This is a genomic window from Pseudomonas sp. 2822-17 (assembly GCF_002742485.1).
GTDB classification, from domain to species: domain Bacteria; phylum Pseudomonadota; class Gammaproteobacteria; order Pseudomonadales; family Pseudomonadaceae; genus Aquipseudomonas; species Aquipseudomonas cyclaminis.
This window is the reverse complement of sequence record NZ_LJRZ01000674.1, coordinates 1-254: the sequence shown is the minus strand read 5'-3', so window position 1 is coordinate 254 and position 254 is coordinate 1. Positions and strand designations below refer to the sequence as shown.

General features: G+C 33.9%; 1 protein-coding gene. It reads left to right on the top strand.

All coding sequences use genetic code 11. From position 1 onward, the window contains the following. Positions 1-24: 24 nt before the first annotated feature. Positions 25-254, top strand: a 230-nt coding sequence (locus AOA60_RS34905; protein ID WP_368731596.1) for a YaaC family protein, incomplete at its 3' end; no start/stop codon positions are given.

The following is a 254-nucleotide window of genomic DNA, read 5'->3' as shown; positions in this document are numbered from 1 at the left end:
CATTTGCTACCTTTTTATAGCAGTATGAATAATGACAAGTATCTTCCATGGCATCTCCCACTATACTGGAATCTTCCTGAGATAATGACCCATTATTTACTGCTTTATAACCTTAGTATGATATGTAGATACGAAATTGATTGGTGGGGGGAACTCCTTTATTCATTTACAAATAATGATTTATCCTTTATAAAAAGCTTTTTGCAGTGTACGTCAGAAAAAGCTCCTCGTCTTTTACAGTCTTTACTATTTCC